At 60.4% G+C, this 26,580-nt stretch carries 29 protein-coding genes and 1 tRNA gene; 16 read left to right on the plus strand and 14 right to left on the minus strand.

Annotated features, from left to right (window positions below; all coding sequences use genetic code 11):
- Window positions 1-12: 12 nt before the first annotated feature.
- The 6 genes from AC2FM5_RS00190 to AC2FM5_RS00215 all read right to left on the minus strand — a co-directional run bounded on the left by AC2FM5_RS00190 (window position 13) and on the right by AC2FM5_RS00215 (window position 4,003).
- Entirely contained in the window at window positions 13-549 is a 537-nt protein-coding gene (locus tag AC2FM5_RS00190; protein ID WP_170339204.1) for a GNAT family N-acetyltransferase, read from the minus strand.
- Window positions 546-1,154: a LysE family translocator gene (locus tag AC2FM5_RS00195; RefSeq protein WP_149777268.1), complete on the minus strand. Its 609-nt coding sequence runs from the start codon at window positions 1,152-1,154 to the stop codon at window positions 546-548. Before AC2FM5_RS00195 ends, AC2FM5_RS00190 begins: the two co-directional genes overlap by 4 nt.
- 96 nt (window positions 1,155-1,250) lie before the next feature.
- Window positions 1,251-1,520, minus strand: coding sequence for a 50S ribosomal protein L27 (gene rpmA / locus AC2FM5_RS00200; RefSeq protein ID WP_005983052.1), 270 nt, complete (start codon window positions 1,518-1,520; stop codon window positions 1,251-1,253).
- 11 nt (window positions 1,521-1,531) lie between these two features.
- Window positions 1,532-2,146 carry a 50S ribosomal protein L21 gene (locus AC2FM5_RS00205; RefSeq protein ID WP_170339207.1) on the minus strand — a complete coding sequence of 205 codons (615 nt, stop codon included), beginning with the start codon at window positions 2,144-2,146 and terminating at the stop codon, window positions 1,532-1,534.
- Between the two features lie 208 nt (window positions 2,147-2,354).
- Window positions 2,355-3,161: a DUF2059 domain-containing protein gene (locus AC2FM5_RS00210; RefSeq protein ID WP_170371063.1), complete on the minus strand. Its 807-nt coding sequence runs from the start codon at window positions 3,159-3,161 to the stop codon at window positions 2,355-2,357.
- Complete coding sequence (locus AC2FM5_RS00215; RefSeq protein WP_170357817.1) at window positions 3,161-4,003, minus strand: DUF2059 domain-containing protein; 843 nt, start codon at window positions 4,001-4,003, stop codon at window positions 3,161-3,163. Before AC2FM5_RS00215 ends, AC2FM5_RS00210 begins: the two co-directional genes overlap by 1 nt.
- 123 nt (window positions 4,004-4,126) lie before the next feature.
- Here AC2FM5_RS00215 and AC2FM5_RS00220 point away from each other — a divergent pair.
- From AC2FM5_RS00220 to AC2FM5_RS00260, 9 genes are all read left to right on the plus strand, one after another.
- Window positions 4,127-4,216: transfer RNA gene (locus AC2FM5_RS00220), tRNA-Ser, on the plus strand.
- Between the two features lie 208 nt (window positions 4,217-4,424).
- Entirely contained in the window at window positions 4,425-4,976 is a 552-nt protein-coding gene (locus tag AC2FM5_RS00225; protein ID WP_496733277.1) for a hypothetical protein, read from the plus strand.
- Between the two features lie 232 nt (window positions 4,977-5,208).
- Window positions 5,209-6,237: a zinc-binding dehydrogenase gene (locus tag AC2FM5_RS00230; RefSeq protein ID WP_496733278.1), complete on the plus strand. Its 1,029-nt coding sequence runs from the start codon at window positions 5,209-5,211 to the stop codon at window positions 6,235-6,237.
- Between the two features lie 75 nt (window positions 6,238-6,312).
- A complete protein-coding gene (locus AC2FM5_RS00235; RefSeq protein WP_496733279.1) occupies window positions 6,313-7,188 on the plus strand; it encodes a branched-chain amino acid ABC transporter permease in 876 nt (291 codons plus the stop codon).
- A 4-nt stretch (window positions 7,189-7,192) separates the two neighbouring features.
- Window positions 7,193-8,290 (plus strand): branched-chain amino acid ABC transporter permease, encoded by a 1,098-nt coding sequence (locus AC2FM5_RS00240; RefSeq protein ID WP_480633065.1) that lies wholly within the window; start codon window positions 7,193-7,195, stop codon window positions 8,288-8,290.
- The gene (locus AC2FM5_RS00245; RefSeq protein ID WP_149775121.1) at window positions 8,287-9,051 is read left to right on the plus strand and encodes an ABC transporter ATP-binding protein; all 765 of its coding nucleotides are present in this window, start codon (window positions 8,287-8,289) and stop codon (window positions 9,049-9,051) included. Before AC2FM5_RS00240 ends, AC2FM5_RS00245 begins: the two co-directional genes overlap by 4 nt.
- Complete coding sequence (locus AC2FM5_RS00250) at window positions 9,048-9,821, plus strand: ABC transporter ATP-binding protein (RefSeq protein WP_170357796.1); 774 nt, start codon at window positions 9,048-9,050, stop codon at window positions 9,819-9,821. Before AC2FM5_RS00245 ends, AC2FM5_RS00250 begins: the two co-directional genes overlap by 4 nt.
- Before the next feature lie 5 nt (window positions 9,822-9,826).
- Window positions 9,827-11,713 carry an AMP-dependent synthetase/ligase gene (locus AC2FM5_RS00255; protein WP_496733280.1) on the plus strand — a complete coding sequence of 629 codons (1,887 nt, stop codon included), beginning with the start codon at window positions 9,827-9,829 and terminating at the stop codon, window positions 11,711-11,713.
- A gap of 31 nt (window positions 11,714-11,744) precedes the next feature.
- On the plus strand, window positions 11,745-12,905 hold the full coding sequence (locus tag AC2FM5_RS00260) for an ABC transporter substrate-binding protein (protein WP_170357792.1): 1,161 nt from the start codon (window positions 11,745-11,747) through the stop codon (window positions 12,903-12,905).
- 71 nt (window positions 12,906-12,976) lie between these two features.
- On the opposite strand, the gene rpsI is transcribed toward AC2FM5_RS00260, so the two are convergent.
- The 3 genes from rpsI to AC2FM5_RS00275 all read right to left on the minus strand — a co-directional run bounded on the left by rpsI (window position 12,977) and on the right by AC2FM5_RS00275 (window position 15,495).
- The gene (gene rpsI / locus AC2FM5_RS00265) at window positions 12,977-13,462 is read right to left on the minus strand and encodes a 30S ribosomal protein S9 (protein ID WP_005983014.1); all 486 of its coding nucleotides are present in this window, start codon (window positions 13,460-13,462) and stop codon (window positions 12,977-12,979) included.
- A 6-nt stretch (window positions 13,463-13,468) separates the two neighbouring features.
- On the minus strand, window positions 13,469-13,927 hold the full coding sequence (gene rplM / locus AC2FM5_RS00270) for a 50S ribosomal protein L13 (protein WP_170339225.1): 459 nt from the start codon (window positions 13,925-13,927) through the stop codon (window positions 13,469-13,471).
- A gap of 164 nt (window positions 13,928-14,091) precedes the next feature.
- Complete coding sequence (locus AC2FM5_RS00275; RefSeq protein ID WP_496733281.1) at window positions 14,092-15,495, minus strand: aminotransferase-like domain-containing protein; 1,404 nt, start codon at window positions 15,493-15,495, stop codon at window positions 14,092-14,094.
- A 99-nt stretch (window positions 15,496-15,594) separates the two neighbouring features.
- Between AC2FM5_RS00275 and AC2FM5_RS00280 the strand changes: the two genes are divergently transcribed.
- A complete protein-coding gene (locus tag AC2FM5_RS00280; RefSeq protein WP_170439266.1) occupies window positions 15,595-15,822 on the plus strand; it encodes a DUF1127 domain-containing protein in 228 nt (75 codons plus the stop codon).
- A 61-nt stretch (window positions 15,823-15,883) separates the two neighbouring features.
- Here AC2FM5_RS00280 and AC2FM5_RS00285 read toward each other — a convergent pair whose 3' ends face one another.
- Entirely contained in the window at window positions 15,884-16,327 is a 444-nt protein-coding gene (locus AC2FM5_RS00285) for a PaaI family thioesterase (RefSeq protein WP_170439268.1), read from the minus strand.
- A 58-nt stretch (window positions 16,328-16,385) separates the two neighbouring features.
- Between AC2FM5_RS00285 and AC2FM5_RS00290 the strand changes: the two genes are divergently transcribed.
- From AC2FM5_RS00290 to gluQRS, 4 genes are all read left to right on the plus strand, one after another.
- Window positions 16,386-17,171, plus strand: a complete 786-nt coding sequence (locus AC2FM5_RS00290) for an enoyl-CoA hydratase (protein ID WP_170439270.1) — start codon at window positions 16,386-16,388, stop codon at window positions 17,169-17,171.
- 274 nt (window positions 17,172-17,445) lie between these two features.
- A complete protein-coding gene (gene trmFO, locus AC2FM5_RS00295; RefSeq protein ID WP_170439273.1) occupies window positions 17,446-18,786 on the plus strand; it encodes a methylenetetrahydrofolate--tRNA-(uracil(54)-C(5))-methyltransferase (FADH(2)-oxidizing) TrmFO in 1,341 nt (446 codons plus the stop codon).
- 37 nt (window positions 18,787-18,823) lie between these two features.
- Complete coding sequence (locus AC2FM5_RS00300) at window positions 18,824-19,438, plus strand: class I SAM-dependent DNA methyltransferase (protein ID WP_170432707.1); 615 nt, start codon at window positions 18,824-18,826, stop codon at window positions 19,436-19,438.
- Window positions 19,435-20,313, plus strand: a complete 879-nt coding sequence (gluQRS, locus tag AC2FM5_RS00305) for a tRNA glutamyl-Q(34) synthetase GluQRS (protein WP_496733282.1) — start codon at window positions 19,435-19,437, stop codon at window positions 20,311-20,313. Before AC2FM5_RS00300 ends, gluQRS begins: the two co-directional genes overlap by 4 nt.
- 15 nt (window positions 20,314-20,328) lie before the next feature.
- Here gluQRS and hisI read toward each other — a convergent pair whose 3' ends face one another.
- A complete protein-coding gene (hisI, locus tag AC2FM5_RS00310; protein WP_170442666.1) occupies window positions 20,329-20,718 on the minus strand; it encodes a phosphoribosyl-AMP cyclohydrolase in 390 nt (129 codons plus the stop codon).
- A gap of 48 nt (window positions 20,719-20,766) precedes the next feature.
- Here hisI and AC2FM5_RS00315 point away from each other — a divergent pair, with 48 nt between their 5' ends.
- Together AC2FM5_RS00315 and AC2FM5_RS00320 are read left to right on the plus strand one after the other, a co-directional pair.
- On the plus strand, window positions 20,767-21,219 hold the full coding sequence (locus AC2FM5_RS00315; RefSeq protein WP_496733283.1) for an iron-sulfur cluster assembly scaffold protein: 453 nt from the start codon (window positions 20,767-20,769) through the stop codon (window positions 21,217-21,219).
- 58 nt (window positions 21,220-21,277) lie between these two features.
- Window positions 21,278-21,916, plus strand: a complete 639-nt coding sequence (locus AC2FM5_RS00320; RefSeq protein ID WP_093962021.1) for a MarC family protein — start codon at window positions 21,278-21,280, stop codon at window positions 21,914-21,916.
- Between the two features lie 186 nt (window positions 21,917-22,102).
- On the opposite strand, the gene AC2FM5_RS00325 is transcribed toward AC2FM5_RS00320, so the two are convergent.
- The 3 genes from AC2FM5_RS00325 to ligA all read right to left on the minus strand — a co-directional run bounded on the left by AC2FM5_RS00325 (window position 22,103) and on the right by ligA (window position 26,549).
- Complete coding sequence (locus AC2FM5_RS00325; RefSeq protein WP_480694189.1) at window positions 22,103-22,225, minus strand: hypothetical protein; 123 nt, start codon at window positions 22,223-22,225, stop codon at window positions 22,103-22,105.
- Between the two features lie 110 nt (window positions 22,226-22,335).
- Window positions 22,336-24,426, minus strand: coding sequence for an ATP-dependent DNA helicase RecG (recG, locus tag AC2FM5_RS00330; protein ID WP_496733284.1), 2,091 nt, complete (start codon window positions 24,424-24,426; stop codon window positions 22,336-22,338).
- The gene (ligA, locus tag AC2FM5_RS00335; RefSeq protein ID WP_496733285.1) at window positions 24,423-26,549 is read right to left on the minus strand and encodes an NAD-dependent DNA ligase LigA; all 2,127 of its coding nucleotides are present in this window, start codon (window positions 26,547-26,549) and stop codon (window positions 24,423-24,425) included. The genes recG and ligA overlap by 4 nt, the downstream gene beginning before the upstream one ends.
- Window positions 26,550-26,580: the final 31 nt, after the last annotated feature.

Raw genomic sequence — 26,580 nt, forward strand, 5'->3', positions numbered from 1 at the left:
ATCGGCCACAAGTCAGAGTTTTTTGCTGTACGTCCAGGTGGGCACATTTGCGTCGCGCGCCACCGAAAAGCTTTCGGCATCGCCAAGATACTGGAACCCGCAATGGGTCAGAACCCGTGCCGAGGCGGGATTGTCCTGAAACACGCTGGCAAACATCGTGGCGTTTTCCAACGGATTCGCCTGAACCAGCGTTTCCACCGCCAGCGAGGCGATGCCCGTGTTCCAATACAAGGGCGCGACCCAATAGCCCACTTCGGACTGGTTGCGATCCAGCCGCTTGAGCGAGATCACCCCGATCAACTCGGGCCCGCCATCCTTGGTGGCGTCCATCGCCCAGACGTCCTCGTCCCGGTCCTCGGCCATGGCGCGGGTCACGAAAGCCTCGATCGAACCGGGCGGCAAGGGGTGCGGGATCGACGTGGTCATGCGCGCCACGCGCTCGTCCCCGGCGTAGTGCTCGATCAGGCCCATGTCCGACCGGCGCAGCGGGCGCAGGTCGAACCGCTCGGTTTCAATGACCGGCTGATTTATGATTGCCTCAAGTTTCATTGGTGTGTTCCTCCTCCGAACAACACGAAAAGTACGGATGCAACAGTCAGACCCGCGAGGGTCCACATCAGATATTTTTCCGCCGGCCGTCCCGCAACCACGCGTGCAATTCTATCGCCCGCAAAGGTCCAGATCGGGTGCAGGACCAACTGGCAGGTCAACAAAACGAGCGCGATCGTGAGCGTCGCACTCAGCACCGACGTTCCCGCCGCGACGAACCCGGTGAATCCCGCGATGATCATCGCCCAGGCCTTGGGGTTTAGCGGATGCACCACCAGCCCGGCCCAGAAACCCGGAACCGACTCGCCCGCGTCCTGATGGGACAGGCGCAGGTTGGCGATTTTCCATGCAAGCCAGCAAATATAGGCCGCCGAAGCATATTTCAGAACCGCAAACGCGGTGGGGGCTTGTTCTGCCAGTTGCAGAAGGCCAAAGCCCAACGGCCAGATGATCAGCTGCTTGCCCAGAATCACGCCCGCCACGAAGGGCAGCGCAGCCCGGAACCCATAGCGCGCACCCGTTCCCAACAGGACCATGTTGGCCGGTCCCGGCGTGCCGACCTGGCTGGCGGCAAAGATCAGGAAACTGGTGGTTGCAACGGGCATCGGGGCTTTCGATCAAATCTGCGTCAAAACGAGAAAGGGGACCGGCACTTTGTGCCGGTCCCCCATGAATTTTTCTTAAACCTTCTGGGTTTCGGCTTACTCTGCGGCCTCCGCCACTGGCAGGACCGAAATGAAGGTGCGGTTTTTCAGTCCCTTGTGGAACTTCACGGCGCCATCGACAGTTGCAAAGATGGTGTGATCCTTGCCCATGCCCACGCCTTCGCCCGGCCAGAACTTGGTGCCGCGCTGACGCACGATGATGTTGCCTGCAACGGCGGCCTGGCCACCATACAGTTTCACGCCAAGGCGACGACCCGCTGAGTCGCGGCCGTTACGGGAGGAACCGCCAGCTTTTTTATGTGCCATTCTCTCTCTCCTTAGCCTTTGGCCAGATCTTTGGCCTGCTCAACCCATTCGGGTTTCACTTTGACCGTCTCGATAGCAGCAATCTGCTCGTCCGACAAGGCGGCCAGAGCGGCAAAGCTTTCGATACCGGCTTCGGCCAGTTTCTTGGCAGCTGCGGGACCAACACCGGTGATCTTGGTCAGATCGTCAGCGGCAGCAGCAGCGGCCGGGGCTTCTGCCTTGGCAGCGGCTTTCTTGGCGGGTTTCGCTGCTTTAGCAACTTCACCTGCCGGAGCCGAACCGGTTGCGGCCTTGACGCCCGACTTGTCCGCGCCCGAGGGCAGGATGTCGGTGATCTTGACCAGGGTCAGCTTCTGACGGTGGCCAACGGTGCGCTTCGAGCTGTGCTTGCGGCGGCGCTTGACGAATTTGATGACCTTGTCACCTTTGATCTGTTCGATCACTTCCGCCTGAACGGCCGCACCATCGATGAACGGCGCGCCGACCACCGGGGCGTCGCCACCCAGCATCAGAACGTCGTTGAATTGGACTTTTTCACCTGCGTCGGCAGCCAGTTTTTCAACGCGGAGCACGTCGCCCGCCTGAACCTTGTACTGCTTGCCGCCAGTCTTGAGGACTGCAAACATGCGTCTTTCCTTTTTCTACCGCGTTCTGTGGTCCCCGTCAGACGGGCGTTTCGGCCAAGGCCACCTCGAACAGCGCGCCCTTTTCGGGCGGATGAACGACCGTCAGGGCGCACCCGTCAGGCCAACAATAACGATACCCGGCGCGGAGGTTCCGGCCGGGATGCGCGCTTATCCACGGATCACACGGCAAAGTCAACAGCAAACCGGCCTAAAGATCCGACGCTTGCAGAACCTGTGCCACCGTTACGCCCAGCTGGTATGACAACTCGTTGAACATGGTGTCCAGACCAGCGAACAAGGCGTTGTTCAAGGCTTGCCCTGCCTCGGTACGTGAAAAGGCGATATTCTCGCGCAGCTGGGCCTCGCTGAGCGGTTGGTACGCAAACAGCAGGAACGAGTACAGCCACTCGCGGGTTTGTTGCTCGGACTGCGCTCCCTGCGCCAGCAATTGGGCCAACATTTCCCCGTCGTCGCCCGTGATGCCCTGCCCGTCCGCCAACCCACGGAAGAAATTGTAATCGGCCTGCAACGCTCCGCGCACGTTCCGATCAACAAGGTCGTTGATCTCGACATACTCATCGATCAGACGAAAATAGGCCGCATCACGATCGGCCTCCCGATAGGCGGCCATGGCCATCTCTTCGATGGCTTCGTCGGAAAAAGTTCGACGGGCCGAGTTTTCCAGAGACACGACGGCGCGGCCCAGATCGCTTTCGAAAAACAGCGCAGCCTGCTCCAGTTGCCCTTCGGACATACCGCCAGCCAGCGCGTCATAAATCTTGGCCTGCATCCACGCCTTGTCGTACAAGTCTTCAACCTGGGCCTCGAAAAACGATCCGCCCTCACCGTCCAGCAGGCTTTTGTCCAGTTCGCGCCCCTGCGCGACACCCTCATCACGCAGAATCTGCATCACGTCGGACAAATGCATTGCCTTGGTCAGACGGTCGACCTGGTCCGCCGTGACCGCACTGGCCCAACCGGCCAAAACCAGCCACAGAGCCAGAAACAGCCGCATCAGATGTCCTGAGCCGGACGCAGTTCGGCCATGCGCGCCGCCAGCACTTCAAACCGCATGGCCATGATCTCGTACTGGATTGCGTTCAACAGCTCGTAGACTTCCTGCATCAGCGGCTGTTCCAGCGCTTTGGTATAGGCGTCGACATCCGCGTCAGAGAAATCCTGATAGGTGTAGGCCGCGTTGGCCAAGGCGGACAGTTGCAATGACTGCCGCATCTCGGGTTCGTTCAGCTTCATCATCTGGCGCAGCCCGTCCGCGTCCAACTGCAGGTCGATCACTCCGGCGGCGCTGGCGGCCAGCAGGAACCGCAGCTGGATCTCCTGCAGCGCCCGCAACGAGGTTTCGCTGGCATCGATGGCGCTGTTCATCCGCTTCAGGCTTTCGATGCGGCTCGAACCGGACTTGACCAGATCGGATATGATCTCCTGCCCCTCAAGTTGCTTGGCTTCGTCATCCTCGACAAGGTGCGAGGCATTTTCCGCCTCGACAAGCCGTTGTCCCAGATCCGAGGCATAAAACTCGACCGCGTGGTTCAGGGCCTCGTCGCTCAGCGTCTGTTCGAGAATCGCAACCGCTGTTTCATGCATGTCGTCGGTGTCGAACACCTCTTCCGTCAGACGCGTCCATTGCGAGCCAAAACCCTCGGGGTCGATCCCCAGCATCTGAGGCGCCGAAGCCGAGGCCAATGCGATGCTTTCCAGCGCCACGTCAAAACCCGTCGTCGTCAGAAAAGCCTCAATCCGATCCCGGCTGGCGGACAAGGCGTTTTGAGCCGTCAGAGCGAACGCGAACACGGGCAGGATGAGCAGAAGCGAAATGCGGTGCAGAAGATGTCTCATACATGTCAGCCTAGGAGATTTCGTCGGACTGGCAATGGAAAATCCTCGGTTTGGCGAATTCGGGAATTTTCTGCTTGCACCCCTCGGCGATCACAACTAAATCCCCCCCTCACAGACCCCCGCGGAGAGGTGCCGGAGTGGTCGAACGGGGCGGTCTCGAAAACCGTTGTGGGTGCAAGCCCACCCAGGGTTCGAATCCCTGTCTCTCCGCCACTACTTCCCAATGACGCCCCCCCTTCTTGTTCGCCTGATGGTTGCAACCGTGTATTTTCGCGGGTGGCGTGTTGTTGCCGCCGATCGTCTGACTGATCAGCGCCGAGTGGCCCAAACCCCGAACATGCGCCGAATCTTTGGGATTTCCCCTTTGATCTCAGGTAGTTTCTCCCCACATCAGCGGCACACATCCGAAAAGGAGACCCCAATGTCCCGCATTATCATCCTGATTATCATCGCCGGATTGGGTGCCGGCGCGTATTTCTACCTGAATCAGCCCGAGCCCACCCCGGCCGAGAAACTGCAATCTGCCGCCAAAGAAGCCGGCGAGGCCGTTGGCGAGGCCGCAACCGCAGCCCAGAAAGCTGCCAGCGAGGCTTTGTCGACGGCCACGCAGCAAGCGGGTGACGCAGCCTCGGCCGCCGTCGAACAGGCCGGTGAAGCCGCCGAGCAAGCCGGTCAGACAGCCACGGATCTGGCTAACCAGGCCGGCGATGCTGCGACGGATCTGGCCAACCAGGCCGGCGATCAGGTTGCAGCACTCACTGCCCAAGGGCAGGAGTTGCTGAATACCTGGGTTGACGAAGGCATGCTGTCGGCCGAGCAGTTCGACTATGACGCGATGGTTGAATCCGTGAAAAACAGCCAGCTGAGCCAGGAAATCCAGGACCAGGTGATCAAGATCCTCGATGGCATCAAGGAAGCGCCGGAAACGGCTGCGCTCAAGATCCAGGAACTGCGCAACCTGTTGACGCAATAAGATCATTCGACAAGGCCGGCATTTGTCCGGCCTTGTCACACCTGCACCGGCTTCCCAATTCCCCAACGTTAACCCTGTGGTCGATTGACGTGTCCGGTGCCATTTGTTTGGCTTGGCTCAACCAGTCGCATCAAGTCGGGACGACCTATTGTCGGCATCGGTGCGCCCTGCCCCAGGGCGTGCACTTGGATCGACCCGTTTGCTTGAAAGTGTCGGAAACAAAGGAAAAAGAATGACTGACCTCCCCAAATCCATGTTTGCCGTGATCCAGAAATTTGACGGATACTCGGGTACCGCCACGGGCCCGGCGATCGAGAACGCCGCCGACTGGGTTGTGTATGCCGAGATCCCGGTGCCCACGCCTGGCCCCGGCCAGGTTCTGATCAAATTGCGCACCGCATCGGTGAACCCCTCGGACCTCCATTTCATCAAAGGTGAGTACGGTCAGCCGCGGGTCAAGGGTGCCCCGGCCGGTTTCGAAGGGTGCGGAGACGTCGTAGCCACCGGCGCGGGCGCGGAAGCGCTGAAGGGGCAAAGGGTCGCCTTCGTCGCGTCCGGGTCCGGCGCATGGGCCGAGTATGCCCTGACACAGGCGCAGATGTGCATTCCTTTGCGGCCCGAGATCTCGGACGATGACGGTGCCGCACAGATCGTCAATCCGCTGACCGCGATGGCAATGGTTGAGATCGCACGTTCCGAAGGAGAGGCCTTTGTCGTTTCCGCGGCCACCAGCCAGTTGGGCAAGCTGATGTGCGGGCTGGGCCGAGACCTTGGCCTGAAGCCGATTGCGATGGTGCGGCGCCCTGAAACGGTCGGACTGCTCAAAAGCCACGGAGCGGCCGAGATCATCGTAACCACCGAAGACGATGCCGTCTCCAAGTTTGCTGCCATCAGCGCACAGCTCAAGCCGCGGGTGTTTTTGGATGCGGTCTCGGATCAGCTGTCCGAGCAGGTCTTCTGCGCCATGCCCAACGGCGCGCGCTGGGTGTCTTATGGCAAACTCAGCAGCGAGCCTCCGAAGCTGACCCAGATGGGCCAGCTGATCTTTATGAGCAAACGGATCGAGGGCTTCTGGCTGACCAAATGGATGATGTCCACTCCGCCCGAAGAGCAGATGCGCGCGGTTGCCGAGGTGCAGGCCCGCTTTGCGGACGGACGGTGGAAAACGGATGTCTCGGCGCATGTCCCGCTGAACAAAATCGTTTCCGATCTGGCAGTTGCACTGAAAAAGAGTGACGGTAAGGTAATAATCACGCCATAGTAGAACAGGCGCCCCGGTGATTGGAGGAGATCCGGGGCGTCAGGACGCCGGGCAAACCGGCATGGGGAGGAGAATTTGGACAACGCACAGCTGCTGATCAGCGGGCTGGCGAATGGCTGTGTCTACGGCCTGATCGCGCTTGGCTTCGTTTTGATCTACAAGGCGACCGAGGCCGTGAACTTTGCCCAGGGCGATTTCATGATGCTGGGCGCCTTCGTCACCATCGGGCTGACCAATACCGAATATATGGGCCTGCCCTTCTGGCTGGCCCTGCCCATCTCGCTGGGGATCATGGGCGCGCTGGGGTATCTGCTGGACCGGCTGATCATCCGCCGCCTGTTCGGGGAAAGCCAGACCGCCGTGGTCATCCTGACCATCGCCCTGGGTTTCGTGATCCGCTTTGTTGCCGGGCTGATCTGGGGCCATGAGCCGCAGACGCTGGAAAACCCACTGGCCGGCAAGGAGGTCCGCTTTGGCGGGCTGGTTCTGGGGATGGAGGACGTGGCGGTCATCGTCTTGACCGTGCTGCTGACCTGGGGGCTCTATGTGTTCTTCAGCAAGACCAAGCTGGGGCTGGCGATGCAGGGCGCTTCGCAGAACCAGTTGGCGGCCTATTACATGGGCGTCCCGGTCAAGCGTGTTCAGGGTTTCATCTGGGGTCTGGCCGGTGTCGTGGCCGGGATCGCGGGCATCCTGTTCGCCGCCAAGGGATCGGTCGATCCGACCACCGGGCTGCTGGGGATCAAGGCCTTTGCGGCTGCGGTCATCGGCGGGTTCGGCAGCCTGCCCGGAGCCTTGGCGGGCGGTCTGATCGTCGGCGTGATCGAACCCTTTGCCAGCCGCTACATCGCTGCGGGCTACAGCCAGATCGCGCCTTATGCGCTGTTGCTGGCGGTGCTGATCTTCCGTCCGCACGGCCTGTTCAGCCAGGTCCGGGTCAAGAAGGTCTGAGCGCATGAGGATCGTTTTCAAAACCGACTATATGCAGGACATCCGCCCGTGGAAGGACGGATACCAGTTGTCGCTCTACCTGATCCTGCTGGCGGTGGTCATTGCCGCGCCGTGGTGGCTGGACGCGTTTTATCTGGGTGAGCTGACCAACGTTCTGATCTGGGCCATCGCTGGGCTGGGGCTGATGATCCTGACCGGGCATACCGGCCAGGCCAGCCTGGGCCACGCGGCGTTTCTGGCCTTTGGCTGCTATGCCAACGTGATCCTGATCGAGTCTGGCGTGCCGTTTCTGGTGGCTTTTCCGCTTGCCGGCATTCTGACCGGCATCGCCGGGGTCACGGTTGCCATCCCTGCCCTGCGGCTGCACGGTATCTATCTTGCGATCTTCACCCTGGCCTTGTCGATCCTGATGGACGACCTCATCGTTCTGGCGGAACCGATCACCGGCGGCGTGGCGGGCAAGTACATGGGGGGGGTCGAGATTTTCGGCCATCTGGTCGATCGCTGGGGCACGCCCGAGCAGTTCTACTGGCTGGTGCTGGTCGTCACGGTTCTGGTCACGCTGGGCTACATTAACCTTTTGCGCACGCCGTTGGGGCGCAGCTTCATCGCGGTGCGCGACTCGGAAGTGTCCGCGCAGGCGATGGGCATCGACATCGCGCGCACCAAGACCGTGTCCTTTGCCCTGTCCTGCGCCGTAACCGGATGGGCGGGAGCGCTGATGGGCCTTTATGCCGGGGCCTTCAACAACGAAACCTTCAGCGTTGTGATCTCGATCCAGCTGCTGATGATGATCGTGATCGGCGGACTGGGCTCGATCCACGGCGCGTTTCTGGGCGCCATCGTCATCGGGTTTCTGCCGCAGTTCCTGTCGATCGCCAAGGAATACGCAGCCGCCCTGTTCGGTGGCGGAACCGTCGCCATTCCGGGGCTAGAATTCGGCATCTTCGGCATGATCCTGATCGGGTTCATCCTGTTCGAGCCGATGGGCATCTACGGCCGATGGCTGAAAATCCGCACCTGGTTCGAGCTGTTCCCCTTCTACCGCAAGGACATGTTCAAGCGGCAGAAATCCTATCTCAAGACGGAGCGCCTGAGATGAGCCTGCTGGAATTCGAGAACGTCACCCTGAAATTCGGTGGCCTGACGGCGGTGAACGATCTGTCCTTTTCGGTCGAAGAAGGCGAGGTCTTTGCCATCGTCGGCCCGAACGGGGCGGGCAAATCCACGGTGTTCAACCTGATCTCGCGTTTCTACGACCCATACGCGGGCCAGATCCGGTTCGACGGGCACGATCTGCTTCAGGTCAAGCCCTCGGGTGTGGCCGCCTATGGAGTTGCGCGGACCTTCCAGAACATCGAGCTGTTCGAACATGCAACCGTGTTGCAGAACCTGCTGGTCGGGCGGCACCGCCACCGGCGTACCAATCTGCTGTCCGAGGTGTTCTTTACCCCCTCGGCCCGCCGGCAAGAGCTGGAGAACCGCGAGAAGGTCGAAGAGATCATCGATTTCCTCGACCTGCAGGCCTATCGCGACAAGATGATCGCCGGCCTGCCCTATGGCGTGCGCAAGGTGGTCGAGGTCGCGCGCGCACTGGCCACCGACCCCAAGCTGCTGCTGCTGGATGAACCGGCCTCGGGGCTGTCGGTCGAGGAAACAACCGACATGCGCTGGTGGATCGACGACATCCGGCGGCAGATGGGGATCACGGTGCTGATGGTCGAACATGACATGGGGCTGGTCTCGGGCGTGTCCGACCGGGTGCTGGCCATGGCCGACGGGGCGAAACTGGCCCTTGGGACACCGGCGCAGGTGCAATCGCACCCCGCCGTCGTAGAAGCCTATCTGGGGAAAGCCTCATGAGCGCACCGATCCTGAGCATCCGCAACATCGAAAGCTTCTATGGCCCGATCATGGCGATCCGCGGCGTGTCGCTGGACGTGCGCCCGGGCCAGATCGTCTCGATCCTGGGCGCCAACGGGGCGGGCAAGACGACGCTGATGAAGACCGTCTCGGGCGTGATGGACCCGGAAAAGGGCACGATCACCTTCGACGGCGAGGAAATCCAGGGGCTGGAGCCGCACAAGATCGTCCAGAAGGGCATCGTGCATGTGCCCGAGGGGCGCGAGGTGTTCCCGCTGTTGACGGTGAACGAGAACCTCAGCCTGGGGGCCTATACCCTGCATGACAAGGCCCAGATCGAGCGCGACCGCGAGTTGGTGTTTTCCTACTTCCCGGTTCTGAAGGAACGCCGAAATCAAGAGGCCGGCACCCTGTCGGGCGGGCAGCAGCAGATGCTGGCCATCGGACGCGGTTTGATGGCCAACCCGCGCATCATGCTGCTGGATGAACCCTCGCTGGGCCTGTCGCCGCTGCTGGTCCAAGAGATCTTCGGCATCCTCAGACGTTTGAATGACGAGCAGAACATGACCATGATGCTGGTCGAGCAGAACGCCAACGCCGCGCTGGAACTGGCCGATCATGGCTATGTCATGGAGGTCGGGCGCATCGTGATGGACGGCCCCGCCGACGTGCTGATGCGGTCCGAGGACATCCAGAACTTCTATCTGGGCGTGCAGGAGGAAGGCGCGCGGGAAAACCGCCGCTGGAAACGCAAGAAGACGTGGAGGTGAGCCGGATGAACATGACCACCCTGCCCCCGCAGACCACCATCAACGGCGTCCAGTTCAACGCCACCCCCGGCCAGCGCCCCGTGCGGGTCGATGGCTGCGTCACCATCCCCGCGCTGTTCCAGAAACGCTGCGCCGCCCTGGGCGACCGCACCGCGCATCGGGAGAAAGATCTGGGAATCTGGAAATCCTATTCCTGGGCCGACTACTGGCAGCACGCCAAGTGGATCGGGCTGGCGCTGCGCAAACTGGGGCTGCAGCGCGGCGAGGTCGTCTCGATCCTGTCCGAGGACCGCAAGGAATGGGCGTGGTTCGATCTTGGCATCCAATGCGTCGGCGGCATCGCCTCGGGCGTCTACACCACCGATTCCGCCAGCCAGCTGAAATACCTGGTCAATGACAGCGACAGCCGCTTTCTGATCGTCGAAGACGAAGAGCAGCTGGACAAATTCCTGGACATCGAAGACGAGGTGCCCGGCCTGTTGAAGGTCATCATCCTCGAGGACGAAGGCCTGCACGACCTGACCCATCCCCGCTGCATGATGATCGAAGATCTTTACGCCCTCGGTCGGGAGGTCGAGCGCGAAGAACCAGGCCGGTTCGAGGCGGAAATCGCGCAAGCCACGCCGCAGGACACGGCGCTGCTGATCTATACCTCGGGCACCACCGGCATGCCCAAGGGCGCGATGCTGAGCAACGAAAACATCATGGCCGCGATCGAATGCGGCGCTCGCTGCCTGCCCGCGCTGGAAACGGACGAACAGCTTTGCTTTTTGCCGCTGTGTCATATCCTTGAACGCGACGTGTCGATCTATTTCCCGCTGGCTTCGAAATGCACGGTGAACTTCGCCGAAAGCCCCGAGACGGTCTTTGCCAACCTGCAGGAAGTGTCGCCCTCGACCTTCACCGCCGTCCCGCGCGTGTGGGAGAAGATCTATTCGCAGGTGCTGATCATGGCGCAAGAGGCCACCCCGGCCGGGCGCGCCGCCTTTGGCATGGCGCTGAAGGCCGGGATGAAGCGTGCCGAATACATCCTGCAGGGCAGACCGGTGCCGCCGGCGGTGGTCGCGAATTTCTGGCTGTGGGACCGGCTGGTGCTGCGCAACCTGCGCCGGATGCTGGGCATGGACCGGCTGCGGCGCGGCGGGTCCGGTGCGGCCCCGATCTCGCCCGAGCTGCTGAAATGGTACTGGGCCATCGGCGTGCCGCTGGTCGAGGGCTTCGGCATGACCGAGACCTCGGGCATCGCCACGCTGAACACGCCCGAGGCCAACCGCATCGGTACCATCGGCAAGCCCGCACCGGGGATCGACCTGCGCATCTCGGACGAGGGCGAAATCCAGATCCGCGGCCTGAACGTGTTCCAGGGCTATTGGCGCAACAATGCCAAGACCGCCGAGACCTTCACCGCCGACGGCTGGCTGCGCACCGGCGATATGGGGCACGTGGACGCGGACGGCTATGTCACGATCACCGGCCGCCTCAAGGACATCATCATCACCGCCGGCGGCAAGAACATAACCCCGGCCGAGATCGAAAGCCGGTTGAAGTTCTCGCATTACATCTCGGACGCGGTGATCATCGGCGACCGCCGCAAGTACCTGACGGCGCTGGTGATGATAGATCAGGAAAACGTCGAGAAGTTCGCGCAGGACCGCAAGGTGCCGTTCTCGAACTTCGCCTCGCTCTGCGCTGCAACCGAGGTGCGCGAACTGATCGGTGCCGAGGTTGCGGCTGTGAACAAGGAATTCGCGCGGGTCGAGCAGATCAAGGATTTCCGCCTGATCGACGTGCTCTTGACCGCCGAAGACGACGAACTGACCGCGACGATGAAACTGAAACGCAGCCTGGTGGAAAAGAAACACGCGCATCTCATTGAAGACATGTACAAATAGAACAGGGATCAATCCCAAGGGAGGAAGACACATGACCAAAGCAATCAGACGGCTGGCGGCTGCAACCGCCCTATCCGCCCTGGCCTCGATGGGCTGGGCCGAAACGCAAGGCGTGACCGACGACGAAATCGTCATCGGCTCGGTCAATGACCTCAGCGGCATTTTCGCCGCCGTGGGGGTTCCGGCCACCAAGGGCGCGAACGTGGTGTTCGACCGGGTCAACGCCAATGGCGGCGTGCATGGCCGCAAGATCCGCTATGTGGTCGAGGACAACGGATACCAGATGCCGCGTGCGATGCAGGGCTACAACAAGCTGCTGAACCGCGACAAGGTATTTGCGATGCTGCAATCGCTGGGCACGCCGATGAACCTGGCCGGGTTCAAACTGCTGGATCCCAAAGGCATCCCCAACGTCGCCCCCCTGTCGGCCGCGCGGCAGATGCTGCAGGAGCCGATGAAGAATAAGTTCACCTCGTTTTCCAGCTATTACGACCAGGCGCGCGTGGGCGTGAAATATCTGGCGCAGGAATTCGGCGGCGACAAGGTCTGCGCGATGTATCTGCCCACCGATTTCGGCAAGGAAATCCTTGAAGGCAGCCAGGAAGGCGCCAAGGAAGCCGGCATTACCTTTGCCGCGGAAACCACTCATAAACCTGACGAAACCGATTTCGTGGGCTCGCTCAGCAAGCTGAAGGAAGAAGGCTGCGATATCGTCACAATCGCCTTGGGTGTGCGGCAGGCCATCACCGTGGTCGGCACCGCCAAGAAGATGGGCCTGACCGACATGAAGTTCCTGGGCACCTCGGCCAGTTTCCTGACCGTGGTGGCACAGGTGCCGGGTGGCGTGACCGACGGTTTCTACGCCGCCGCCTCGTGGCAGGACCTTTGGGCCCGCGCGGATGAACCCGCCCCCAAGGCCTTCATCGAGGAATACAAGGCCGCCACCGGCGAAGACCCGGTGGGCTTTTCGATGCTGGGCTATGCCGCGGCCGAAATGATGGTCAAGGCGCTGGAGGCGGCAGGCCCCGACCTGACCCAGGAAAGCTTTATCGCTGCAATGGAGACGCTGGACTATCAGGATGAACTGGTCGGCAACCACATGACCTTTGGCCCCGATGACCATCAGGGCGCCGATACGGTCTACGTCAACGTGGTGGAAAACGGCGCGTGGAAAATGGTCTACGAAGAGTAAGGCCAGAGAAACTCAACGAAAAAAAGGGCTCGCGGTTGCGAGCCCTTTGCATTTGAAAAACTCGGCAGCGATTAACGCTTCGAGAACTGGAACGAACGGCGGGCTTTGCGCTTGCCGTATTTCTTGCGTTCCACGACGCGGCTGTCGCGGGTCAGGAAGCCCGCGGCTTTCAGGGCACCGCGCAGGCTGGGATCGTACAGCTGCAGCGCTTTCGAGATGCCGTGCTTGACCGCACCGGCCTGACCGGTCAGGCCACCGCCCTTGACGGTTGCCACAACGTCGAATTCACCTTCGACACCGGCAACCTGGAACGGCTGGCGCAGGATCAGCTGCAGAACGGGGCGTGCGAAATACACGTCCTGGTCCTTGCCGTTCACGGTGACCTTGCCGGAACCCGGCTTGATCCAAACGCGGGCAACAGCGTCTTTACGCTTGCCGGTTGCATAGGAGCGACCCAGTTCGTCACGCACGGGCTCGCGCACAACAACTTCTTCGGCCACGGTTTCAACGCCTGCGACGGCGCTCAGCTCTTCGAGAGTATTGATCTGATCAGCCATCGGTCTTTAGCTCCGGGTGTTTTTCTTGTTCATGGATTTGACATCCAGAACTTCGGGGGCCTGGGCTTCGTGCGGGTGCTCGGCACCGGCATAGATGCGCAGATTGGTCATCTGCTGACGCGACAGACGGTTGCCCGGCAGCATGCGCTTGACGGCCTGAAAGACCACACGCTCGGGGTGCGCGCCTTCCAGGATCTGTTGCTTGGTGCGCGACTTGATGCCGCCCGGGTGGCCAGTGTGCCAGTAGAAGTGCTCGTCGCGCTTCTTGCCGGTCATCTGGATCTTGTCGGCGTTGATGACGATGACGTTGTCGCCCATGTCCATGTTCGGGGTGAACGACGGCTTGTGCTTGCCACGCAGGCGCATGGCGACGATCGAGGCAAGACGGCCCAGAACAACGCCCTCGGCGTCGATCAGGATCCACTTCTTGTCGATGTCTGCAGGAGTTGCAGAGAAGGTTTTCATGTCAGGACAATCCTGTTTGATGTGAAAGGCCGCCCCAAAGGTGGACCGGCCCGAATTCGATGGATGGGTATTTAGACGGCCCGTAAGTGCACGTCAAGAATGGTAGCGTCCAATTAATTATTATAAAACATAGGCTTATAAAATAGGTATCTATTTACCCCAAATCAAACGCTGATTTGTTCGGGCGGATTGTCCAGTAAGGCGCGCAGACGCAGCATGGCGGATTCGAACTGCTTCAGCGAGACATGCCCGTTCATGGCAATGCGCACGGCATTTGGCGCTCGTCCATCCCTCAGCGCGAATTCATCTGCCGATCGGAGTTGAATGCCCTCCCGCTCGGCGGCTCTGCTGAAGGCTGCAGCACGCCAGCCGGAGGGCAGGCTTAGCCAGACAAAGGGAATGTCGGCGTCCCAGTTCAGATTGAAGCCACCCAGTGCATTGACGGCCACCCGTACATACTCACCCATCTTCGCGCGAACATCCCGCGCCATTTGCCGGGATTGAGGGTGACTGAGGAGCAAGCGGGTCAGTTCGGCCAATGGCTGCGCCAACCCGAAGTACCCGTATTCCGCCGATCGGCGCAGGTCTCCGCTGCGTTCCCGCGGAGCGATGGCGAACCCCACGCGCAACGCCGGCGTAAGGGTCTTGGAAATCGACGACACGTGCCAGCCCCGTTCAGGCGCAAGAGCCCTGTAACTGGGTGCGCGCGCCTCGCCCATACGATAGCAATCGTCCTCGATGATTTGCAGATCGTGGCGGCGGGCGATCTCGATCACCTCGTTGCGGCGTTCAAGAGGAGAATGGCCACCGGTCGGATTCTGAACTTCGGGCGACACGCAGATCGCCTGCGCACGAGTTTGACGAAGGATGTGGTCCAGCGCGTCGGGGCTGATACCCCATTTGTCCATTTTCACACCGACAACTTCGGCGCGCATCAACTCACCGGCGCGACGGAACCCCGCATAAGAAAGGTCTTCGACCAGAACAACGGGTTTCGGATCGCGCAGAACGGTCTGAAACACGACGCACAGTCCGCTTTGCCCGCCATGCGTAAGAACGATGTCATCGGCGTTCAAAGCACCCAGCGGCAAGTCGGAGAGCCAATCAACAACAGCCTGGCGCACCGGCAGGTAAGCGTCACGGGTGGGATAGTTCATGAACATCTTCGGATCCCCCTGCGCCACCTTGGCAAGGCATGACCGTATCAGGGACACCTGCCCGACATCTGGCAGTCGCGGGCTGAACAGGCTGACATTGGCGTCATACTTGTCGTCCCGAAGATGAAGCTGCCGTGACCAGACATCGTCTAGCAATGGCATTTTTGGTGGTGCCACGAATGTACCACGCCCGACCTCGGCCTGCAGCAACCCTTCCTCGGTCAGAATCGAATAGGCCCGGGCGACCGTTCCTGGTGTGATTTGCAATCGATACGCCAGTTCCCGCACCGGAGGAAGTTTCACCCCGACTTCCAGCTGCTTGTTTTCGATGGCTTTTCGAATTGTATCTGCGACCAGTGCGTACTTTGGCCCCTTGGATTTTGGCAGGTCTGTCGGCCAAATTGTATCCATTACAATTCTTCCTTTGCGTTCAACACAATCGTGAATGTATCACAACAATGTACCGAACATTTATGCTTTGTGTCAATACAATTTGAAAGGATACTTACCATGACACGCGCAATGCACACCCCCGCCCTCTTGCTGCTGAACGACAGCCCCCGGCTGCCTCTGATCGCTGCGCTGGCCGTGCGTTTTGCGGCGACTGTCACCCAATGGGAACGCCGGCGCCGCGGTCGCGTCAACCTGAGCAGGCTGGACGACCGTCTGCTGAAGGATGTCGGACTGACGCGCTTTGAGGCTGACCGCGAAGCACGCCGCCAATTCTGGCTTGGCTAGAATATCCCCAGTCCCAATTACGGGACCTCTTCCTGTGCCGGGGCTTGTCCCCGGCATTTTTTTATCCGAACGCAGCTGCGGCGGACCCGGCAGGTGGCAGCGAGTAGGTCATGCTGGCGCGCGCCACCGGCGCCTCCTGCCCTTCCGAGTACATCAGGACGTCACCAACAGCCAGCGTACGCCCCAGTTTCAGCAACCTGCACTCGGCAATCATGTCGGCCCCACCAGCAGGTTTACGCAGAAAATCTATGGAACTGTTGGTGGTCACCGCCAGCGATTGCCGGCCCTTTCGCGCCAGAACCATCGAATAGACGCAGACATCGGCCAGGGCGAACATCGAAGGCCCGGACACGGTTCCGCCCGGACGCAGATGCCGATCTTCGACAACGAGACGCATGCGGATCGAGTCGTCGGTCAGATCCATGACGACGAAATCCTTGTGCACCTGCGGGAAGACCTGCGCCAGATATTCCGTCAGCTCTTCCTTGTTCATTGCCAATGACATGCTTCCCCTCCTCGATTTGCCGACCTAGAGTTGGCCCCACAGCCGGCAGGAGGGCAAGATGGCAATTTTGAAACGTAACGACACGGGCGCGATCGCTCATCTGAAAATGAATACGCCCGAGCGGCTGAATGCGCTGAGCGACGAAATGCTGGAGGCGTTGCAATCTGAACTGGATACCCTGCGCGATGATCGCACGATCCGCGCCGTGATACTGTCCGGGGCAGGCAAGGCGTTTTGTGCCGGTCACGACCTCAAGCAGATGACCGCAGGTCGGCAGGCCGAAGATGGCGGCAAGGCCTACTTCACCGATCTGTTCAATCGGTGCGCCCGAATGATGATGTCGATCCAATCCCTGCCCCAACCGGTGATCGCGCAGGTCCATGGCATTGCAACGGCCGCCGGCTGCCAACTGGTGGCGACCTGCGATCTGGCCGTGGCAGCCGAAGGAACGCGATTCGGCGTCAATGGCGTGAATATCGGTCTCTTCTGCTCGACGCCGATGGTGGCGCTAAGCCGCAACATTCCGCGCAAACTGGCGTTTGAGATGCTGACTACCGGTGATTTCATACCAGCGGAGCGGGCCGCCGAGCTGGGCCTGGTCAATCGTGTCGTTCCGGAAACGCTGCTGGAACATGAAACCCTGTCGTTGGCCGAGCAGTTGGCCTCCAAACTGGGCGCGGCGGTAAAGATTGGGAAACAGGCGTTTTATCAGCAACTTCAGATGCCTTTGGATCAGGCATATGCCTATACCGGCGGCGTGATGGCCGAAAATATGCTGCACCGGGATACCGAGGAAGGTATTTCCGCATTTATCGAAAAACGCTCACCAAATTGGACCCAATGACGCAATTGTTATGGCTAAAATTATCGACTGTTCGCATTTTTGCACTTTTCAAATGGGCATCTCTGTGGCAAAGCTGAGACAGGGCTGAGGCCCTCACTATCTTTTGGGTCGCCGTGGGCGGAAGGTCCCTCCAAGCTGGTTTCTCTCACCGGCGCAGACATTCCCGCAGCGGCGACCCCAAGACTTCCCAATAAAATCATCGCGTCGCTGCCTTGTTGGCGGCAGTTTTCGATGGCCGTTGCACGCGCGGGCCACCTGCCCTATTTGGACGCACATGACACAGAAATTGCATATCGTTGGCGGCGGCATGGCCGGATCCGAGGCCGCATGGCAGGCCGCCGAAATGGGCGTGGACGTCGTGATTCACGAAATGCGCCCCAAAGTGGGCACTTTTGCGCATCAAACCGGCAACCTGGGCGAGATGGTCTGTTCCAACTCGTTCCGGTCTGATGATGACGAGCAGAATGCCGTTGGTTTGCTGCATTGGGAAATGCGCGCGGCCAATGGGTTGATCATGACCACGGCAGACGCCCACCGACTTCCTGCGGGCGGCGCTCTTGCCGTAGACCGTGAACCTTTTGCCGAAACGGTGACCGCCAAGCTGAAGGCGCACCCACGCGTCACCGTCACCGGTGAGGAAGTCACTACGCTTCCGGACGATGGACATTGGATATTTGCCACCGGTCCGCTGACCTCGCCAGCGTTGGGCGCAGCGATCCAGCGCGAGACCGGGGCCGAAGCGCTGGCCTTTTTCGACGCGATTGCCCCGATCGTCTACGCTGACACGATCGACATGAGCAAGGCGTGGATGCAGTCGCGCTATGACAAAGGTGAGACCGAGGAAGAGCGTACCGCCTATCTGAACTGCCCGATGGACCGTGACCAGTACGAGGCTTTCATCGACGCGCTGCTGGCCGCTGACAAGACCGAGTTCCACGAAGGTGAAACAGCTGGCTATTTCGATGGCTGTCTGCCGATCGAGGTGATGGCCGAGCGTGGGCGCGAGACTCTCCGTCACGGGCCGATGAAACCGGTGGGCCTGACCAATCCACATCAGCCGGACGTAAAACCTCATGCCGTGGTTCAACTGCGTCGCGACAACGCTTTGGGCACGCTGTTCAACATCGTTGGGTTCCAGACCAAGATGAAATATGGCGCCCAGACCGAGGTGTTCCGGATGATTCCGGGGCTCGAGAATGCCAGTTTTGCACGTCTGGGCGGCATCCATCGCAACACCTTCATCAACTCGCCCACCTTGCTGGATGCGCAGATGCGCCTGAAATCCAAGCCGAACATCCGATTTGCCGGGCAAATCACCGGGGTTGAAGGATATGTCGAGAGCGCCGCGATGGGCCTGCTGGCAGGTCGTCTCGCGGCGGCAGAGATCCTTGGCCACTCCCTGCCCCCGGTTCCGCAGGACAGCGCCATGGGCGCGCTGATCCACCACATCACCGGCGGCGCAGAGGCCAAGACCTTTCAGCCTATGAACGTGAATTTTGGTTTGTTCCGACCGGTCGACGGGTTGAAAGGCGGACGGCGCGGCCGCAAGGATCGCTACAAAGCCTATACCGATCGCGCCAAGGAGGCATGGCAGCAGTGGCTGACGCAAAGCTGACTGGACGCAGACCGGGCCACGCGCCTAAACTGACGGCATGAGCGAGAAGTTCCTCAAAAACACATATGATCTGAACACGCCGCAGGAAACCCAGGCGCATTACCAGAAATGGGCGGCCTCTTACGAAGATGAGGTGGCCGAGCACGGGTATGCCACGCCGGGCCGCGTGGCCGAGGCGTTGTGGTCCAAGTTGCCGCAACCGGACACACCTATCCTTGACTATGGCTGCGGGACCGGGTTGTCCGGTGTCGCCTTGCACAAGGTCGGATACCGGGCAATCGACGGCGTCGATCCGACACCAGAGATGCTGAAAGGTGCTGCTGCCAAGGGCGTCTACCGCAACCTTGCTGCCATCGACATCACCGATCCCAACCCGTTGGAGACGGGGGCATACAAGGCAATCGCCGCGATCGGAGTGATCGGCGCCGGCGCCGCGCCGCCCCAGACATTCGACATGCTGATGAAAGTCTTGCCCAAAGGTGGCCTGCTGGCGTTTTCGTTCAACGACCATACATTGGATGATCCCGGCTATACCGGGCGCCTGAACGAATGGCTGGACATGGGAGCGGCGCGCCTTCTGTTTCGCGAACACGGACCGCACTTGCCAGGGCTGGACTTGAAATCCGACGTATATATCGTTGAAAAGACGTGAAATTCACCACAAGATTTGCCCCATCTCCAACCGGGCCATTGCATCTTGGTCATGCGTATTCTGCATTGCTGGCGTATGACCTTGCTGTCCGAAACTCCGGCACGTTCCTGCTGCGGATCGAGGATATCGATCAGTCCCGTGCGCGTCAGCATTGGGAGGATCAGATCTATGACGATCTGACGTGGTTGGGTTTGACGTGGCCTCGCCCTGTGTTGCGGCAATCCGATCGCATGCCGCTCTACCGGCAGGCCTTGAACTGGCTGTGGTCCCAAGGGCTGCTATATCCGTGCACCTGCAATCGCAAGGATATCGCGGCCGCCGCCAGTGCGCCGCAGGAAGGGTATCTTCTGCACGGACCTGACGGCGTCATATATCCCGGAACATGCCGTGAAAAATGGACATATCAGGTGCAGTCCGCGATCCCGGAAGATGTGGCCCTGCGTCTCAATATGTCCGAAGCGCTGCGCCGGATCGCGAGGGACGCCACCGGGTTGAGGTTTCACGAGACCGGGTCCGGTCCGGATGGCGCGACTGGCTGGATAGAATTGTCGGACGAACAGATGCTGCACGGCGTCGGCGATGTCGTCCTCGCCCGGCGGGGTATGGGCACGTCCTATCACCTGTCAGTCGTTCTGGATGATGCCGCCCAGAACATCTCACATGTGGTTCGCGGTCAGGATCTGTTTGACGCAACCGGGATTCACGTGGTGCTGCAGCGCTTGTTGGGGTTTGAGACGCCCACCTATCACCATCACCGACTGATCCGGGACGAAACGGGTAAACGGCTGGCCAAGCGAGACGACGCCAGGGCGATTGCGAAATACCGGGCCGAAGGAGCGACGCCCGAAGACGTCCGCGCAATGGTCGGTCTTTAGGCCCGCTAGGCGCCCTCAGGCCATCGGCGACATCAATTCGACCTCTTCCCCGTTCCGGACGGCGGTGTAGAAGCAGCTTCGGCGGTTTGTGTGGCAAGCGGGGCCGCTTTGTCGCACCAGAACCAACAGGCAATCCCGATCGCAATCGACGCGAAAATCCACCAACTCTTGCACGTGGCCCGAGCTTTCTCCCTTGACCCAGAAGGACTGGCGCGAGCGCGACCAATAGGTGACGCGCCCGGTTTCCAGCGTCTTTCGGATCGCCTCGGCGTTCATCCAAGCCATCATGAGAACCTCGCCGGTGCTCTCCTCTTGCGCGATGGCCGGGACCAACCCAGCCTCATTGAATTTGAGCGTCGACGGGTCGAACGTAGCAGAGCGCGACATCGCAAAAACCTTTTGCATCCCAGAACATGGCCACTATGTATGGGGAACAGCCACCGAGGGAAACCCATGTCCGGCGAAACCGACCTGATCAAGCTCTACTCCGGGCGCATTCTGGCGCTGGCGGCCGACATTCCGCACCTGCAGCGGTTGGAAGATCCGGATGCGACCGTCAAGAAACGGTCGCCCTTGTGCGGCTCGACGGTTGCCGTGGACATCAAAGTGCGGGACGGCCGGATTACCGAGTTTGGTCAGGACGTGAAAGCCTGCGCACTGGGTCAGGCCGCAGCGGCAGTGGTCGGTGCATCGGTCATCTGGGCAACCCGCCCCCAAATTGAAACCGCGCGCGACCAGCTGGCGGCCATGCTCAAGAGTGACGGCCCCACCCCGGATGCGCCGTTTGACGAACTGGAAGTTCTGCGGCCCGCCCGCGATTACAAGAACCGGCACGCGTCGATCATGCTTGCGCTCGACGCAACCGCCGAGGCTTTCGAGAAGGCCGAACAAGCCAACTGCGCCTGAACATGGTCTTTTGAATCGAAGGCGGCTAACCTCCTGACCAATTTGACGGAGAAGCCAATTGAACAACCTTCTGGAACATTTTGTTACCTTGTGGGTCGTCATCGACCCGATCGGAACCATCCCGGTTTTCATTGCCGTCACTGCGGGTATCGAAGCCGCCGCGCGCCGGCGCACTGCCCTGCTGGCCGCACTGATCAGCGCCGGGATACTTCTGTTCTTTCTGGTCTTTGGACAATTGCTGATCGAGGCACTGGATATCGGCCTCAACTCGTTTCAGGTCGCCGGCGGGATCATCCTGTTCCTGTTCGCGCTGACGATGATTTTTGGCGAAAGCAAACAGGAAATCGAACAGCGCCAGGCCGAAGAAGACATGGAAGACAAGTTGCACAGGCACAACCCGGCGATCTTCCCCTTGGCGGTCCCGTCTCTGGCCTCACCCGGTGCGATGCTGGCTATCGTCATTTTGACCGACAACCACCGCTACAGCGTGGCGGATCAGGGCATTACTGCGTTGGTCATGCTGTCCGTACTGGCCTGCGCCTTTGTGTTGATGTTGCTGGCCGAGCCGATCATCCGGCTGATCGGTCATTCGGGTGCGGCAATCATCAGCCGGGTCATGGGAATGATTCTGGCCTCGGTGGCCGTCAACTCGGTCCTGTCAGCCCTGCTTGAGATCTTCAAAACCGGTCAACTATAAAAAAACCGCCGCTCCTTCCGGGCGGAAAGGGCGGCGGCAGTCAATGCGTTTCTCGCGTGGGGTCCGGATTACCGCGTGGGGCCGAGGCACGGCCCCTTCAAGGGGTTTGGGACAGGCAGGTCACCCTTGACTGAAATGGGGATGACATACGCGGGTTGATCGGCACGAGATCGCAGGCAGAAAGGCTTAGAACCCGACGGGCAAGTGAAGCGCCACCATCAGCATGACTACCAGCGAAGCTGCGCCGGCTGCATCCTGCAAAAGCGTGGCTTGCGAACGGCTGAAAGCGCTTTTGATCTGGGTCAGCATGTTTCACCTCCGGTCGGGAATTAATCCTTTGTTGACCTTTTGTTCTCATATTTCCGGAGATCAGTAAAGAACTTTATGAGAACATTTGTGAACTTTTTGCGCGCAACCCGCTAACCCACTGAAATCAAACGGATGGCCTGATCCTGTTTCATCAACCAAAGAAGAACACGGGCGGCCTGACCTCGTTCGGAGGTTAATTTCGGATCCGAAGCCAGCAGCGCACGCGCGTCAGATTGGGCAACAGCCATAAGTCCAGCCTGCCGTTCCAAATCGGCAATCTGGAACCGGGGAAGACCGGATTGCGCGGTCCCGATCAGGTCACCTGCCCCACGCATCTCGAGGTCCGTTTCGGCAATTCTGAATCCATCTTCGGTTTCCCGCAAAACTTCCAGCCGCCTTCGACCCCCTTCGCTGAGCGGCGCTTGATACATCAACAGACAGGTTGACGCGTCATGCCCGCGTCCGACCCGACCGCGTAGCTGGTGCAACTGGGCCAGCCCGAAGATTTCCGCCCGCTCAATGACCATGATCGTGGCGTTGGGGACGTTTACTCCCACCTCAATGACCGTCGTCGCAACCAAAACCTTGGTCCGCCCGTCCTGAAAGGCGGCCATTGCCGCATCTTTCTCGGCCGGGGGCATCTGTCCGTGCACAAGGCCGACGATTCCGTCACCCAGCTGGGCCCGCAAGTGTTTGAACCGTTCCTCGGCCGCGGTGAGGTCGGAGACCTCGGATTCGTCGACCAGCGGACAGACCCAATAACACTGCTTTCCGTCTTCGATCGCGCGGCGCAGATGATCGACCACCTCCTCCATGCGCGAAGTGCTGACAATCGCAGTTTTGACCGGTTTGCGTCCCGGCGGTTTCTCATCCAGGACCGAGACGTCCATATCCCCATATTGTGCAAGCGCAAGGCTGCGTGGGATCGGTGTGGCTGTCATGACCAGAACATCGGCCCCCTGTCCCTTCTCAGAGAGCTCCATCCGCTGGCGGACACCGAACCTGTGCTGTTCGTCGACAATCGCCAGACGCAAGTCATGGAATGCCACATCGTTCTGGAAAACCGCGTGAGTGCCCACCAGAATTTGGATGTCACCCGCCTTGAGCGCGGCCAGCTTCGCCTTGCGCTCGGACCCCTTGTCCCGTCCCGTCAGGATTTCGAGAACCACGCCGGCGTCCTCGGCCAGGGGGCGAAGGCCCTCCAGATGCTGGCGCGCGAGGATCTCGGTCGGCGCCATCATGACACCCTGAGCACCGGCCTCTACCGCAACCAGAAGCGCCATGAACGCAACCAGTGTCTTGCCGGATCCGACGTCCCCCTGCAGCAGGCGGTTCATTCGGGTCGGAGCACCCATGTCCTCGGTTATCTCGCGTATGGCACGCAACTGCGCCCCAGTGGGTTTGTACGGAAGCGCATCCAGTACTCGGGTCTGCAACGCCCCGGTCGCGACACTTACGGTTCCACGAGTTTTGCGTTCTCGCAGTCGGGCCAGAGCCAGAGTCAGTTGATGGGCGAACAGTTCGTCATAGGCCAGACGTTCGCGCGCGGGAGCAAACGCTGCCACGTCATCGGCACCTTGCGGTGTGTGAGCCGCCCGGACTGCATCGGCCCAAGTCGGCCAGTTCTGGCGGGAAACCTGTGCAGGATCCGCCCATTCCGCCAAATCTGGCAGGCGTGCCAGCGCGCTTTGCGCCGCCTTGTAGGCCGTTTTCTGGGTGACACCTTGGGTCAGGTGGTAGACCGGTTCAAACTCGGGGATGCTGTGGGCCTGCTCGACCGGCAGAATGTGGTCCGGGTGAACCATCTGCGCTGTTCCGTCAAACAGTTCGAGCTTGCCGGACACCACCCGTCTCGCCCCCTCGGGCAGGACCTTTTTCAGGTAGTCGGCCCGGGCGTGAAAGAAGACCAGTTGGAAATCGGTCTGACTGTCCTGCACGAAAATCCGATAGGCTCCGCCCCTGTTGTGCGCCGGGCGGTGGGCGCCGACGGTGACTTCCACCGTAAGTGTTTTGGGCAGATCCACGCCGCGGATCGTATCACGCCGCCGCCGGTCAACCACTGCATATGGCAATGCAAACAGCAGATCGCGTGGCGTTTCCAGCCCGGTCTGCGCCAGCAGGCGTGCGGTCTTGGGACCGATACCATCCAGCGTCTCGAGCCCTGCAAAAAGCGGGAACAGTTGCTCTGGACGGCCGCTCATGCGTCCCCGATCAACTGCAGCCAGCTGTCTTCATCCAAGGTTTCGATCCCCAGCTCTGCCGCTTTCTTGGCCTTGGAACCTGCGCCGGGGCCGGCCACCAGATAGTCCGTTTTTGTGCTGACTGAGCCAGCCACTTTGGCCCCCAAGGCTTCCGCGCGGGCCTTTGCTTCGGCCCGGGTCATTTTTTTGAGCGTACCCGTAAAGACAACCGTTTTTCCCGCGACTGGGCTGCCCGATGTATCCGGCCGTTTGGCCTCTTGTACGTTCAGTTGGGCGACCAGCGCATCGATGCTTTGGCGCTCTGCGTCCTGAGCAAATGTCGAAACCAGGGTCCGGGCCATGACTTCACCGACGCCGTCGATATTCAGCAGTTCATCCCATTCGGGTCCGCTGAATTGGCTGGCAGCCGTGACAGCCTGCTCGAACGCGTCCCACGTGCCGTAGTGATTGGCGATCAGGTTCGAGGCGGCTTCACCAAGGTGTCGAATACCCAGCGCAAACAGAAGGCGGCCCAGCGGTATTGTCCGCTTTTCCTCGATCGCGGCAAAGAGTTTTGCGGCGCTCTGACTGCCCCAGCCTTTTCGGTTGGCCAGCTTGTTCAGATTTGCAGCGTCCCGCTTTTGCAATGTGAAAATGTCTGCCGGCGTACGGATCGGCAGGTCCGGGTCGTTGTAGAACATTTCGATCTGCTTGGCCCCCAACCCATCGATGTCAAACGCCTTGCGGGAAACGAAGTGCTTCAGTTTCTCGACCGCTTGCGCCGGGCAGATCACCCCTCCGGTACAGCGCCGCACCGAGTCGCCTTCCTCGCGGATCGCGTCGCTGCCGCATTCCGGACATTTCGTCGGAAACTCAAACGGGACAGCTTGTTCCGGCCTTTTGCTCAGGTCGACGTCGGCTATTTTTGGGATCACATCGCCGGCGCGGTACACCTGCACCCAATCGCCAACACGTATATCTTTGCCGTCGCGGATCTGTTCGCCTTTCGAATCCCGACCGGCGATGTAGTCTTCGTTGTGCAAGGTTGCATTGGACACGACCACACCGCCAACCGTCACCGGGTGCAGCCGCGCAACCGGGCTAAGCGCGCCGGTGCGGCCAACTTGAATGTCAATCGCCTCAAGCCGGGTCCAGGCGAGTTCGGCAGGAAATTTATGAGCGATCGCCCATCTTGGTGTGGTCGAGCGAAACCCAAGACGGGCCTGCAACGACAAATCGTTCACTTTGTAGACGACGCCGTCGATGTCATAGCCAAGCGTAGAGCGCTGCTCTTCGATTGCGCGGTAGTGCTCCAGCATTTGCGCGGTCGAGCTGCAAACGGCAGTCAGGTCGTTGGTGGAAAAGCCAAAGGACTTCAATCGATCCAACGCAGATGACTGGGTGGTTCCCAACGGCTCGGACAGTTCGCCCCAGGCATAGGCGAAGAACCGCAGGGGCCTTGCGCGCGTAACTTCTGGGTCAAGCTGGCGTAGCGAACCGGCGGCCGCATTTCTCGGATTCGCAAACAACTTCGCCCCCGCCTCTGCCTGCTTGGCATTCAGCTTCTCGAAATCGTCATGAGACATATAGACTTCGCCGCGAACCTCCAGGATCCCGGGCGCGTCGGCGATCTTTTGAGGGATATCTGAAAAGGTCAACGCATTGGCCGTGACGTTTTCGCCAACTTCCCCATCGCCCCGTGTTGCCGCCTGCACCAGTTCGCCGTCCACATAACGCAGAGACAGCGACAAACCGTCGATCTTTGGTTCGGCCGTGAATTCGAGGGGCGCCTCTTCGCTCAGCCCAAGATAGTTTCGAACGGACCGAACGAAGTCTGCTACATCCTCATCGTCGAATGCGTTGCCAAGCGACATCATGCGGACCGCATGGATCACTTTGCCGAAACCGTCCACCGGCCGCGCACCAACCTGATCGCTGGGGCTGTCGGTGCGCTTTAGCTGCGGAAACCGCGACTCGATTTCGAGATTCCGTAGTTTCAGGGCATCGTATTCGGCATCCGAGATCTCGGGCGCGTCCTGACCGTGATAAAGGTCGTTGGCCCACTGCAGGAGTTCCGCAAGACGTGCCAACTCCTCTCGAGCCTGATCCTCGGTCAGATCTTCTACTGCAATCAAATTGCTCATGGCCTCGCCCTGTCACATCGTCTTGGACCCC

It is taken from the genome of Ruegeria sp. BHSA162, from assembly GCF_059613385.1.